Below are 13741 nucleotides of genomic sequence, written 5' to 3' on the forward strand. Positions count from 1 at the left end.
AACCTGCTCTGCTGCCGGGCCGCAACCCGAGCCGCCCTCCGCGCCGAGCGTGAAGCCATCTTCACGCTCGAGGATCGAACGTGAAGCCACCTTCACGCTCGGCAGCCGACGCTCAGCAGCTGATACGAGAAAGGCCCCGGGGGAACACCCCCGGGGCCTCGCTCGTCGATAACTAGCGGTAGTCGCTGTACCCGTAGTCGTCCAGCGGAACCGCGGCACCGGTGGCGGCGCCGAAGTCCGGGCTGTAGTACTGATCCTCGTAGGACGGGATCGTGTACGCAGCGGCCCGGGCCTCTTCGGTGGGCTGCACGGCGATGTTGCGGTACCGGTTGATGCCGGTGCCGGCCGGGATCAGCTTGCCGATGATCACGTTCTCCTTCAGGCCCTGCAGCTTGTCGCTGCGGCAGTTGATCGCCGCATCGGTCAGCACGCGGGTGGTCTCCTGGAAGGAAGCCGCCGACAGCCACGAGTCGGTGGCCAGCGACGCCTTGGTGATACCCATCAGCACCGGACGTCCGGCCGCGGGCTCCAAGCCCTCGGCCACCACACGACGGTTCGCGGTCTCGAACTCGGCCCGCTCGGTCAGCGAACCGGGCAGGAACTCCGTGGCGCCCGAGTCGATGATGGTCACCCGGCGCAGCATCTGCCGGACGATCACCTCGATGTGCTTGTCGTGGATCGACACACCTTGGGCCCGGTAGACCTGCTGGACCTCGTTGACCAGGTGGATCTGCACCTCGCGCGGGCCCTGCACACGCAGCACCTCGTGCGGGTCCGCCGAGCCCTCCATGAGCTGCTGGCCGACCTCGACGTGGTCGCCGTCAGACAGCAACCGCTCCGAGCCGTCCTCGTGCTTGAACACCCGCAGCCGCTGACGCTTGGGCAGCTTGTCGTAGACCACTTCCTCGCCACCGTCATCCGGCACGATCGTGATCTTGTAGAACTTCTCGCCCTCTTCGAGCTGCACCCGCCCGGCGACGTCGGCGATCGGCGCCTTACCACGCGGAATCCGGGCCTCGAACAGCTCCTGCACACGCGGCAGACCACCGGTGATGTCGTCACCGACACCACCCTGGTGGAAGGTACGCATGGTCAGCTGGGTACCGGGCTCACCGATGGACTGGGCGGCGACGATGCCGACCGCCTCACCGATGTCGACCAGCTTGCCGGTGGCCATGGATCGGCCGTAGCAAGTGGCACAGACGCCGGTACCGGTGGCGCAGGTCAGCACCGAACGCACCTTGACCTGCGCGATGCCGGCAGCCAGCAGAGTCTCGATCGACGGGTCGCCGAGGTCGTGACCGCGCTCGATGACGACCTTGCCCTTCTCGTCGACCGCGTCAACGGCCAACGTGCGAGCGTAGGCAGACGTCTCGATGAACGGGTTGCGGATCAGCGATCCATCCGCGGCCACCTCGGCGAGGTCCACCATGATGCCGCGCTCGGTGCCGCAGTCGTGCTCGCGCACGATCACGTCCTGCGAAACGTCGACCAGACGACGCGTCAGGTAACCCGAGTCAGCGGTACGAAGCGCGGTGTCCGCCAAGCCCTTTCGGGCGCCGTGGGTGTTGATGAAGTACTCCAACACCGTCAGGCCCTCACGGAAGGAGGACTTGATCGGGCGCGGGATGAACTCACCCTTCGGGTTGGTCACCAGACCCTTCATGCCGGCCAGCGTCCGGGTCTGGGTGAAGTTACCCGTAGCACCGGAGTCGACGATCGTGATGATCGGGTTGTCGGCCGGGTAGTGGTCACGCAGCGCCTGACCCACTTCCTCGGTGGCTTCCTTCCAGATCTCCACCAGCGCCTCGTTGCGCTCTTCGCGGTTGAGAGCGCCACGCTGGAACTGCTTCTCCAGCTTGTCGGCACGCTCCTCGTAAGAGTCGAGGATCTCCTTCTTGCGCGGCGGCACCAGCACGTCGGCCATCGAGACCGTGACTCCCGAACGGGTGGCCCAGTGGAAGCCGGCGTCCTTGAGCTTGTCGACGGTCTGGGCGACCACGATCATCGGGTAGCGCTCGGCCAGGTCGTTGATGATGACGGCCTGAACCTTCTTGTGCATCTGCTTGTTCACGAACGGGTAGCCGGTCGGCAGCAGCTCGTTGAACAGCACCCGGCCCAGCGTGGTCTCGGCGATCCAAGACCCGCCCGGACGCCAGCCGTTCTCGCCGAACAGCTCGGTCTCGATCTCGGCCGGCGGCCGCAGCTGGTCCAGACGCACCTTGATCTTGGCCCGCACGCTCAACGCACCGCGGTCGACGGCCATGATCGCCTCGGCAGGCGAGGAGTACACGCCGGCCTCCGGGCGGTCCTTGGCAGCCGGGGTGTATTCGCCTGTGTCACCCTCGATCTCGGTTGTCAGGTAGTACAGCCCGGTAACCATGTCCAGACGCGGCATGGCCAGCGGACGGCCCGAGGCCGGCGACAGGATGTTGTTGGAAGACAGCATCAGGATGCGGGCCTCGGCCTGCGCCTCGGCGCTCAGCGGCAGGTGCACGGCCATCTGGTCACCGTCGAAGTCGGCGTTGAAGGCCTCACACACCAGCGGGTGCAGCTGAATGGCCTTGCCTTCCACCAGCTGCGGCTCGAAGGCCTGGATACCCAGGCGGTGCAGCGTAGGTGCACGGTTGAGCAGCACCGGGTGCTCGGCGATGACCTCTTCGAGGACGTCCCACACCTGGGGGCGCTGGCGCTCCACCATCCGCTTGGCGCTCTTGATGTTCTGCGCGTGGTTAAGGTCAACCAGTCGCTTCATCACGAACGGCTTGAACAGCTCCAGCGCCATCAGCTTGGGCAGACCGCACTGGTGCAGCTTGAGCTGCGGACCGACCACGATCACCGAACGGCCCGAGTAGTCGACACGCTTACCGAGCAGGTTCTGACGGAACCGGCCCTGCTTGCCCTTGAGCAGATCGCTCAACGACTTCAGCGGACGGTTGCCCGGACCGGTGACCGGCCGGCCGCGGCGGCCGTTGTCGAACAGCGCGTCGACGGACTCCTGCAGCATCCGCTTCTCGTTGTTGACGATGATCTCGGGGGCGCCGAGGTCGATCAGTCGCTTGAGGCGGTTGTTGCGGTTGATGACCCGGCGGTACAGGTCGTTGAGGTCGGAGGTCGCGAAGCGGCCACCGTCGAGCTGCACCATCGGACGCAGCTCCGGCGGGATCACCGGCACCGCGTCGAGGACCATGCCCATCGGGGAGTTACCCGACTGCTGGAACGCGGCGACCACCTTGAGGCGCTTGAGAGCACGAAGCTTCTTCTGCCCCTTGCCGTTCTTGATCGTGTCGCGCAGCGACTCCGCCTCGGCGTCGATGTCGAAGGTCTCGATCAGCTTCTGGATCGACTCGGCACCCATGGCACCGGTGAAGTACTCGCCGTAGCGGTCCACCAGCTCGCGGTAAACGGTCTCGTCGACGATCAGCTGCTTGGGAGCCAGCTTGACGAAGGTGTCCCAGATGTTGTCGAGGCGGTCCAGCTCACGCTGGGCACGGTCGCGCAGCTGACGCATCTCGCGCTCGCCGCCGTCGCGAACCTTGCGGCGAACATCGGCTTTCGCGCCCTCGGCCTCCAGCTCGGCCAGGTCGGCCTCGAGCTTCTGAGCGCGGGCCTCCAAGTCGGCGTCCCGCTGGTCTTCGACAGCCTTCTTCTCGACGACCATCTCGGCTTCCAGCGTAGACAGCTCGTTGTGACGCATGTCGGTGTCGACGCTGGTGATCACGTAGGCCGCGAAGTAGATGATCTTTTCGAGGTCCTTGGGCGCCAGGTCCAGCAGGTAGCCCAAGCGCGACGGCACGCCCTTGAAGTACCAGATGTGGGTGACCGGGGCGGCCAGTTCGATGTGGCCCATCCGCTCACGACGCACCTTGGCGCGAGTCACCTCGACGCCACAGCGCTCACAGATGATGCCCTTGAAGCGCACCCGCTTGTACTTGCCGCAGTAGCACTCCCAGTCGCGAGTCGGTCCGAAGATCTTCTCGCAGAACAGGCCGTCCTTCTCGGGCTTGAGCGTGCGGTAGTTGATCGTTTCCGGCTTCTTGACCTCACCGTAGGACCATTGCCGGATGTCCTCCGCGGTCGCCAGGCCGATGCGGAGCTCATCGAAGAAGTTGACGTCGAGCACGTAACTCCCTTTCCCCTTGCGGGTTTAGTAGCGAGTAATTAAGCGAGGTCCTCAACAGAGGCGGATTCGTTGCGGGACAGGTTGATTCCCAGGTTGGCGGCTGCCCGCTCCAGGTCCTCGTCCTCGCCTTCGCGCAATTCGATCGCCGCACCGTCCTTCGCCAGCACCTCGACGTTGAGGCACAGCGACTGCAGCTCTTTGAGCAGCACCTTGAAGGACTCCGGGATACCCGGCTCGGGGATGTTCTCGCCCTTGACGATCGCCTCGTAGACCTTGACACGACCGACCGTGTCGTCGGACTTGATCGTCAGCAACTCCTGCAGCGTGTACGCCGCACCGTAGGCCTGCATGGCCCAGCACTCCATCTCACCGAAGCGCTGACCACCGAACTGCGCCTTACCACCCAACGGCTGCTGGGTGATCATCGAGTACGGACCGGTGGAACGCGCGTGAATCTTGTCGTCCACCAAGTGGTGCAGCTTCATGATGTACATGTAGCCGACGGTCACCGGGTACGGGAACGGCTCACCGGAGCGACCGTCGAACAGCATCGCCTTGCCGTCGCCGTTGACCATGACCTCGCCGTCGCGGTTGGCCAGCGTCGAGGAGAGCAGACCCTGCAGCTCCTCCTCACGGGCACCGTCGAACACCGGGGTCGCGGTACGGGTGTCCGCACCGGCCGAGTACAGCTCCTCGGGGAGCTTGTCGGCCCAGTCCGGCACTCCGGCAGCGACATCGATATTCCAGCCGGTCTTGGCGATCCAGCCCAAGTGGGTCTCCAGGATCTGACCGATGTTCATCCGTCGCGGCACACCGTGGGTGTTCAGGATGATGTCGACCGGGGTGCCGTCCGGCAGGAACGGCATGTCCTCTGCCGGCAGGATCTTGCCGATGACGCCCTTGTTGCCGTGGCGACCGGCCAGCTTGTCACCGTCGGAGATCTTGCGCTTCTGCGCGACGTAGACGCGCACCAGCTCGTTGACCCCGGCGGGCAGCTCGTCGTCGTCCTCGCGGGAGAACACCCGGATGCCGATGACCTTGCCGGACTCACCGTGCGGCACCTTCAGCGAGGTGTCGCGGACTTCGCGGGCCTTCTCACCGAAGATCGCACGCAGCAGCCGCTCCTCGGGCGTCAGCTCGGTCTCACCCTTGGGGGTGACCTTGCCGACCAGGATGTCGCCGTCGCGGACCTCGGCGCCGATGCGGACGATGCCGCGCTCGTCGAGGTCAGCCAGCACCTCGTCGGAGACGTTCGGGATGTCCCGGGTGATCTCCTCGGCGCCCAGCTTGGTGTCGCGGGCGTCGATCTCGTGCTCCTCGATGTGGATCGAGGTCAGCGTGTCCTCCTCGACCAGCCTGTTGGACAGGATGATCGCGTCCTCGTAGTTGTGCCCTTCCCACGGCATGATCGCCACGAGCAGGTTCTTGCCCAGGGCCATCTCGCCGTTGTCGGTGCACGGACCGTCCGCGATCACCTGGCCGGCCTCGACACGCTGGCCGGCGTCGACGATCGGACGCTGGTTGGCGCAGGTGCCGTGGTTGGACCGGTTGAACTTGCGCATCCGGTAGGTCTGCCGGGTGCCGTCATCGGCCATCACCGTGGCGTAGTCGGCGGACACCTCCTCGATGACACCGGCCTTGTCGGCGACGATCACGTCACCGGCGTCGATCGCGGCGCGCAACTCCATGCCGGTACCCACCAGCGGTGCCTCGCTGCGTACCAGCGGAACCGCCTGACGCTGCATGTTGGCACCCATCAGGGCACGGTTGGCGTCGTCGTGCTCAAGGAACGGAATCATGGCCGTGGCCACCGAAACCATCTGGCGCGGCGAGACGTCCATGTAGTCGACCTCGGACGACGACACGTACTCGACCTCGCCACCCTTACGGCGGACCAGGACGCGGTCCTCGGTGAAGCGGCCGTCGTCCTCCAGCGGCGAGTTGGCCTGCGCCACAACGTGGCGGTCCTCCTCGTCGGCGGTCAGGTACTCGACGTCATCGCTGACCACGCCGTCGTTGACCTTGCGGTACGGGGTCTCGATGAAGCCGAACGGGTTGACCCGTGCGTACACCGACAGCGATCCGATCAGACCGATGTTGGGGCCTTCCGGGGTCTCGATCGGACACATCCGGCCGTAGTGGGACGGGTGCACGTCACGAACTTCCAGGCCGGCCCGCTCACGCGACAGACCACCCGGCCCCAGTGCCGACAGACGGCGCTTGTGGGTCAGACCCGACAGCGGGTTGTTCTGGTCCATGAACTGGGAGAGCTGGCTGGTACCGAAGAACTCCTTGATCGCGGCGACCACCGGGCGGATGTTGATCAGGGTCTGCGGCGTGATGGCCTCGACGTCCTGAGTGGTCATCCGCTCGCGGACCACGCGCTCCATCCGCGACAATCCGACCCGGATCTGGTTCTGGATCAGCTCACCCACGGTGCGCAGCCGCCGGTTGCCGAAGTGGTCGATGTCGTCGACCTCGACGGGCACCTCGACGCCGCCCGGCACCGTCATGGTGGCCGACACGCCATCCTGAGCGGCCTGGTGCAGACGCACCAGGTACTCGATGGTGGCCACGATGTCCTCTTCGGTCAGCGTGGTCGGCTGCGACTCGCCCGGGTTGGCGGTCAGGCCCAGCTTCTTGTTGATCTTGTAGCGACCCACCCGCGCCAGGTCGTAGCGCTTCTCCTTGAAGAACAGGTTCTCCAGCAGAGTCTGCGCGGATTCCTTGGTGGGGGGCTCGCCCGGACGCAGCTTGCGGTAGATGTCCAGCAGCGCCTCGTCGGGGCTGGCGGCGTTGTCCTTCTCCAGCGTCGACATCATGATCTCGGAGAAGCCGAAGCGCTCCCGGATCGCCTCGCTGGTCCAACCCAGCGCCTTGAGCAGGATGGTGACTGGCTGGCGGCGCTTGCGGTCGATACGAACGCCGACCAGGTCGCGCTTGTCGACGTCGAACTCCAGCCAGGCGCCGCGGCCCGGGATCACCTTCACCGAGTGCAGCGTCTTCTCGGTGGACTTGTCGATGTTGGCGTCGAAGTACACGCCCGGCGAACGCACCAGCTGGGAGACGACGACACGCTCGGTGCCGTTGATGATGAACGTGCCCTTCTCGGTCATCATCGGGAAGTCACCCATGAACACCGTCTGGCTCTTGATCTCGCCGGTGTTGTTGTTGATGAACTCCGCGGTGACGAACAGCGGGGCCGCGTACGTCATGTCCTTGTCGCGGCACTCCTCGACCGGGGCCTTGACCTCGTCGAACCGCGGGTCAGAGAACGACAGCGACATCGAGCCGGAGAAGTCCTCGATCGGGGACAGCTCTTCGAGAACCTCTTCAAGACCACCCTTGGGCGCAGAACCGGTCTGCGCGGTCATCTTCTCGCGCCACTCCGACGCCCCGATCAGCCACTGGAACGAGTCGGTCTGCACGTCCAGCAGACCCGGAACCTCGAGAGGTTCACGCAGCTTGGCGAAAGAGACCCGGTTCGGGGCCCCGGGCACGGAACTATTGGGAGAATTCTGGGTGGTAGTACCTGAAGCGTTCTTTTTGCTCTGGCGGGAGACTGCCAAGATGCATCCTTCCAGCACCTAATGCGGCCAGCGGATCCCGGCTCTCACCGGACCCCGTTCGCTGCGAATATTCGACCGTTGGTTCGGCTGGCGAACGTTCTGTCCGGTCTCACGCACAGCCAAACCACGAGGTAACAAGCCTTAATGAGTCAATAAACGTGACTCAGGCTGGTACTGCGGTGTTCGGGTGCGGGTAAGGGATGGGCAGGAGGAAGCCAGCGCAACGTCCAACAATAGCGCAGGCTGACGCAATCCTCAACTGCGATGTCCCGGGGCCCTATCGGTGCTGGCTGACCTCCGCCGGGCTCTCCGCACGTGTGCTGGTGACCAGATTGGACCGTTTAGGTCTGTCCGTCAAGAGCTGACACGGCGCAGGACCGGCGGGGACGGCAAAGTCTCAGCCGGGCGGGGTCGGGATCGACGCGGTGGGAGCCTCTTCGTCGGCCGGGAACTGATGCACGGCGTACTTGTGGGTGCCCTCGAGCTCGTCCCGGATGGCCGCCTGGGCGTTGGGCGGAAGGGTGTGCAGGATTTCACGCACCCGGGCTTGACGCCGGCCCACACCCTTGCGGTCCGGCAGACCGGGGGTCGCGCTCAGCTGCGGCGGCACGCCCTCGATCTCCTCGACGCCGCCGTCACTCTGCCCGGCCGCGATCATGGCCTCTTCGGCTGCCGCGGTCGCCTGGTCTTTCTCCTCAGACATGCCGATCGGACCGATCCGGCGGCCATTGAGGAACTGGCGCACCACCGGCTCGTCGGAGGTCAACAGCACCTCGCGCGGGCCGAACATCACCAGCTCCTTGCGGAACAGCATCCCGATGTTGTCCGGCACGGTGCGCGCGATGTTGATGTTGTGCGTGACGATGAGGATGGTGGCGTCGATCTGGGCGTTGATGTCGATCAGCAGCTGGCTCAGGTATGCCGTGCGAACCGGGTCCAGGCCGGAGTCCGGCTCATCGCAGAGGATGATCTGCGGGTCGAGCACCAGGGCGCGGGCCAGACCGGCACGCTTGCGCATACCACCGGAGATCTCACCGGGGAACTTGTAGCCGTCGTTGGGCATACCGACCATCTCGAGCTTCTCCATGACAATGTCACGGATTTCCTTCTCGGACTTCTTGGTGTGCTCACGCAGCGGGAAGGCGGTGTTGTCGTAGATGTTCATCGACCCGAACAGTGCGCCGTCCTGGAACAGCACGCCGAACAGCGTGCGGATCTCGTAGAGCTCCTTGGCCGAACACTGCAGGATGTCGGTGCCGTCGATGACGATCGAACCGCGCTCAGGGCGCAAGAGGCCGATCAGCGACTTCAAGAACACGGACTTGCCGGTACCGGAGGGCCCGAGCAGAACGCTGACCTCTCCCTCGGGAATCGTCATGGAGACGTCTTCCCAGATCCGGGCCGATCCGAAGGACTTGGTAAGCCCCTGTACCTCGATGGCGACACCCATTAGTGAGGTCCTTCCGCAACGTCTGTTCGTGCCACGACTGGCTTGTGGCTTGGGCCACTGTAGCGCACAGGTGCGACGCTTATCGGCGGTCCGCCTCAGTCGGTGGGTGTCCAATTGCCATGGAAGCCCATCGGAACCCGTTGCGGCAGGTGCACGGTGGCCACCGACTCACAGGTCGCGGCGTCGAGGATCACTAATTGTCCCTCGTTCTGGCCACGGTGGTGGCCCATCCCCATCAGAATGCCGTCGTCCTCGTGGCGGCCTCCAGGCCTAGGCACAAACGACATCTCGCCGAGCACCAGCTGCGGGTCGATCGGCGCGGTGATACTCGAGCCGGTCAGGTAGTCGTGCTTGTAGAGCGTGGTCGACATCTCCGCCTGGACGTCCCCGATGAAGCCGCCGTTGATCCCGACGGTGTAGCCGAAGCGGTGCTTGGACCCCAGCAGTGCGTCGTTGATCCGAGGGAATTCCTGCGGCCGATCGTCGCGAGACTCGGTGTGCACCGCGCCGGTGTCGAGGTTGATCGTCCAGCGGTCCAGGGTGGGCGGGGCGTCACCGGGGCCGCGCCGGTCGACGTCGAAGACCTTCGCGTAGCGCACCACGTCGAGCACCAGCAGTTCCTGCCCAGTCGGCGAGACCTCGGTATAGGCGTTGAGCGGATGGAAGACATAACAGGGTTCGACGTCGAACCAGCGCACCTGCGCTTCCCCCGCCCGGACCCACCCCTGGGCATCACCCTCCCGCGGCATCACTCCGATACGCGCCGGATAGTCGGCGTTCCACGAGTACGGCAGCCCGCCCGGGGGCCGGCTGTCGCGGTTGACCATCGCGGTGATCGGGCTGGGCATCCGAATCCTGCCGACCAGGCTGCTCAACACCATCCGCGCAGGCGTCTTAAGCCAACGGGGCATGCTCACCGGCAGCACCTGCGCCGAGTCGAAGGTGACCGGCAGGTCGTAGACCACGACGTACTTCTCGGTCAGTGAGAAGTCGTGCATCATCGGCGACCCGGTCACCTCGATATCAACGGTCCGGCGGGCACGCCCGGCAGTGTCGATCACCGAGTACTGCACGGTCTTGCCCCGCGCAAAGGAGTAGGACACGGCGTGCAATTCGCCGGTGACCGGGTCACGGTGCGGGTGCGCCGTGTAGCCCCCGGCCAGGGTGCCGTCGAAGTCGCAGGTGCCCACCGTGTCGAGTTCCGCGGTGAGCTCATAGTTGGCGACGCCGCCCTCCACCAGCGCCAGCGTCTTGCCGGCATGACCGAGCACGTTGGTGTTGGGACCGACGGACTGCATACCGGCCCGCACGTTCAGCCGGGCCGGCCGCGGTTCGCCCAGTGCGGCACAGACCGCCGGCGTGCGCACCCAGCGGTTGCGGTACCAGCGGGCCTGGCCGTCACTGAGCGCCACGCCGTGCACCATGGGGTCGCCGGTGAACCAGTGGTAGGTGGCCGGATCGACCTCGGCCACCGGGTTCGGACCGTTGCGCAGGTAGCGGCCGTCGAGGTAGTCCGGGATCTTCCCCGTGACGCGCAGGTCGGTGGCGGTCAGCTCGGTCTGCACCGGCCCCATGACGCCCTCCAAATAGGGATTCGCGACAGAGGCTGCCTGGCTGGTGGTCATACCGACTCCTATAACATTGTTATTTCAACGTTATGGGTACCGTACGCTGGCTGTGAAACGATGGCAACCGTGACTTCGCAGCCCCAGCGGACCGTACGCGAGGACCTGCTTGCCGCGGCCCTGGGGCTGCTCGACGAGCACGGACCCGACGCGTTGCAGACCCGCAGAGTAGCCAGCACCGCCGGGACTTCAACGATGGCGGTCTACACCCACTTCGGCGGAATGCCGCAGCTGATCGCCGCGATCGCTGAGGAGGGTCTCCGCCAGTTCGATGTGGCGCTGACGATCCCCGCCACCGATGATCCGGTCGCCGACCTACTGGCCACCGGGATCGTCTACCGCAATTTCGCGATCGAACGGCCACACCTCTACCGACTGATGTTCGGCAGCACCAGCGCGCACGGCATCAATGCGCCGGCTCATAACATGCTCACGCTCGCCACCGCCCAGATCGACGTCGAGGTGCCCAGCTTCGCGCACCTGGTCCGGGGCGTCCACCGATCGATCCAGGCGGGTCGGCTCACAGTGGCGCAGGGCGATACCGCCGTGGTGGCGGCCGCCGCGCAGTTCTGGACGGTGATGCACGGCTTCATGATGCTGGAGCTGGCCGGCTTCTTCGGCGACGTGAACGACGGGCTGGCCGCGGCGATGCAGGTGTTGAGCCCGATGACGCTCAGTCTGCTGGTTGCCCTGGGCGACACCCCGGAGCGGGCGGCACAGTCGCTGGCCGCGGCGGGCGCGCGGGGCTGAACAACCCGCAGATAGCAGAAGCCCCCGGAACCTCGCGGGTTCCGGGGGCTTGCGCCGTAGAACGAACTACTTGACGGTGACGGTGGCGCCAGCCGCCTCGAGCTTGGCCTTGGCGTCCTCGGCAGCCTCCTTGGCGACCTTCTCCAGCAGCGGCTTGGGAGCGCTGTCGACCAGGTCCTTGGCTTCCTTGAGGCCCAGGCCGGAAACGACCTCGCGGACGACCTTGATGACGCCGATCTTCTTCTCGCCAGCCGACTCCAGGATGACGTCGAACTCGCTCTGCTCCTCGCCAGCCTCAGCGGCGGGGGCAGCGCCCGCGACGGCGGCCACGGCGACCGGGGCCGCAGCGGTGACGTCGAAGGTCTCCTCGAACTGCTTCACGAACTCCGACAGCTCCAGCAGGGTCATCTCTTTGAAGACGTCGAGCAGCTCTTCGGTGGAAATTTTGGCCATGATTTCGGTCCTTTCTGATTCCGGTAAGGGAAGTTGGGTTGGGGTTGTGCCTAGTTATTCGGCGGCTTCGGCCGGGGCCTCGGCGGTCTCCGCCGGAGCTTCGGTCTCGGCCGGGGCCGCGGGTGCCGCTGGAGCAGCTTCCGAGGCAGGCTTCTTCTCCTGCAGTGCGGCTGCCAGGCGGGCCATCTGCGACGCCGGGGCGGCGAACAGGCCGGCGGCCTTGGACAGGTTGGCCTTCATGGCGCCAGCCATCTTGGCCAGCAGCACCTCGCGCGACTCCAGGTCGGCGATGCGCTCCACCTCGGCGACGGTCAGCGCGCGACCGTCCATGTAGCCGCCCTTGATGACCAGCGCCTTGTGGTCCTTGGCGAACTTCTTGATCGCCTTGGCGGCGTCGACCGGCTCGCCCTGAACGAACGCGATGGCCGTCGGGCCCGCGAACAGCTCGTCGAGTCCCTCGACTCCGGCCTCGGCCGCGGCCAGTTTGACCAGGGTGTTCTTCGCCACCGCGTAGGTTGCCGCACCGCTGAGCGAACGCCGCAGCTCCGCCAGGTTCGCAACCGTCAGACCGCGGTACTCGGTGATCACGGTGGCGGTCGAGCCGTTGAACTGCTCGACGATCTCCGCGACGGCGGCGGTCTTGTCAGCCCGCGCCATGCATACCTCCTCGGTGTCGCTGTTGTTGTCTCAAGTTTTGCTCCACCGGAGGAAATAACGAACGCCCCGACGCAGGATGCGGTCGGGGCGTCACAATGTGTGCCGGCGGTGCCGGTGCCTCGTCCTCCTGCGTGGGCCGCCGGGATGTTCCCGGACCTTCAACCGATTACTCGGTGACCGACGGTCTGTGGTGGATCGCCACACACCATAACGTGACGAGAGGCGATCAGCCAAAACGGCGTCGGCCGGGCCGCCGGCCGCTAGGCATTCACCACGCCGATCGCGAGCAGGACGAAGATCACCGCCAGCATCGCCACGCGCAGCCAGTGCAGCCGATCCCAGCGTGCGGCCAGCACGCGGGACCCCTCGTCGGCGGTGCGCCATGCCGCGATCTTGTTGTTGATCGGGACCAGCACCAGCACCGACAGCAGCACGACGGCCACCATCAGGACCGCGCCGGCACCGATGAGCCAGCGTTGCGAGTCCGCGACGGCAGCGACCCCCACCAGCAGCGCGAACGAGGTCAGATACCAGAACGGCATGACCTTCCCCAACAGGCCGGCGCCGTCACCGCGGGCGGCCCAGAAGGCGTCGTCGGGCAGGCTCCCGAGGATTGGGCGGAAAAACGCCGCCACCGCGAACTCCGAACCCACCAGGGTCCCGACCACTACCAGCGCAAGTATTTCCAGAATCTGCTTCACAACAATCGACTGTGATAGCTATGCTGACAAAAAACAAGGTACTGACAAATTAGTCAGCATGAGGAGCGCTGGTGGCGGCATCGAAGACAATCGTCAGTGACTGCCCGATCGACGCCGCGCTGTCGGTCATCAACGGCCGTTGGAAGGGCACCATCCTCTGGCGCCTGGCCGACGGACCCCTGCGCACCGCGGAGCTACGTCGCAGCATCCCGGGCATCACCGAACGAATGCTCATCCGTCATCTGCACGAGCTCGTCGCCGACGGGATCATCGAACGCCACGATGCCGGCACCGTGCCGCCCTGTGTGCACTATTCGATCTCCGAGTACGGGAAGACGTTGGCCCCAGTGCTGGCCCAGCTGTGCGAGTGGGGCCGCGTCCACCTTTCGCGCTGATGACTCTGCGACCACGGC

The 13741-nt window shown here is 65.6% G+C and carries 9 protein-coding genes; 2 read left to right on the forward strand and 7 right to left on the reverse strand.

The features are described from left to right. Positions 1–172 precede the first annotated feature (172 nt). From NM962_04765 to NM962_04780, 4 genes are all read right to left on the reverse strand, one after another. Positions 173–4123, reverse strand: a complete 3951-nt coding sequence (locus tag NM962_04765; GenBank protein ID UVO13435.1) for a DNA-directed RNA polymerase subunit beta' — start codon at positions 4121–4123, stop codon at positions 173–175. A 38-nt stretch (positions 4124–4161) separates the two neighbouring features. Beyond that, positions 4162–7692 carry a DNA-directed RNA polymerase subunit beta gene (locus NM962_04770; GenBank protein ID UVO13436.1) on the reverse strand — a complete coding sequence of 1177 codons (3531 nt, stop codon included), beginning with the start codon at positions 7690–7692 and terminating at the stop codon, positions 4162–4164. Between the two features lie 397 nt (positions 7693–8089). Continuing rightward, positions 8090–9142, reverse strand: a complete 1053-nt coding sequence (locus NM962_04775; protein UVO13437.1) for an ABC transporter ATP-binding protein — start codon at positions 9140–9142, stop codon at positions 8090–8092. Between the two features lie 95 nt (positions 9143–9237). Then, positions 9238–10767 (reverse strand): carotenoid oxygenase family protein, encoded by a 1530-nt coding sequence (locus NM962_04780; protein UVO13438.1) that lies wholly within the window; start codon positions 10765–10767, stop codon positions 9238–9240. 69 nt (positions 10768–10836) lie between these two features. Here NM962_04780 and NM962_04785 point away from each other — a divergent pair, with 69 nt between their 5' ends. Then, complete coding sequence (locus NM962_04785) at positions 10837–11517, forward strand: TetR/AcrR family transcriptional regulator (GenBank protein ID UVO13439.1); 681 nt, start codon at positions 10837–10839, stop codon at positions 11515–11517. A gap of 66 nt (positions 11518–11583) precedes the next feature. On the opposite strand, the gene rplL is transcribed toward NM962_04785, so the two are convergent. From rplL to NM962_04800, 3 genes are all read right to left on the reverse strand, one after another. Then, on the reverse strand, positions 11584–11970 hold the full coding sequence (gene rplL / locus NM962_04790) for a 50S ribosomal protein L7/L12 (protein ID UVO13440.1): 387 nt from the start codon (positions 11968–11970) through the stop codon (positions 11584–11586). A gap of 54 nt (positions 11971–12024) precedes the next feature. After that, on the reverse strand, positions 12025–12627 hold the full coding sequence (gene rplJ / locus NM962_04795; protein ID UVO13441.1) for a 50S ribosomal protein L10: 603 nt from the start codon (positions 12625–12627) through the stop codon (positions 12025–12027). Between the two features lie 260 nt (positions 12628–12887). Further along, positions 12888–13328 carry a DUF1772 domain-containing protein gene (locus NM962_04800; protein UVO13442.1) on the reverse strand — a complete coding sequence of 147 codons (441 nt, stop codon included), beginning with the start codon at positions 13326–13328 and terminating at the stop codon, positions 12888–12890. 71 nt (positions 13329–13399) lie between these two features. Between NM962_04800 and NM962_04805 the strand changes: the two genes are divergently transcribed. After that, a complete protein-coding gene (locus tag NM962_04805; GenBank protein ID UVO13443.1) occupies positions 13400–13723 on the forward strand; it encodes a helix-turn-helix transcriptional regulator in 324 nt (107 codons plus the stop codon). The last annotated feature ends 18 nt before the right edge of the window (positions 13724–13741 follow it).

Origin of the sequence: Mycobacterium sp. SVM_VP21 (assembly GCA_024758765.1) — a bacterium.
GTDB lineage: Bacteria > Actinomycetota > Actinomycetes > Mycobacteriales > Mycobacteriaceae > Mycobacterium > Mycobacterium heraklionense_C.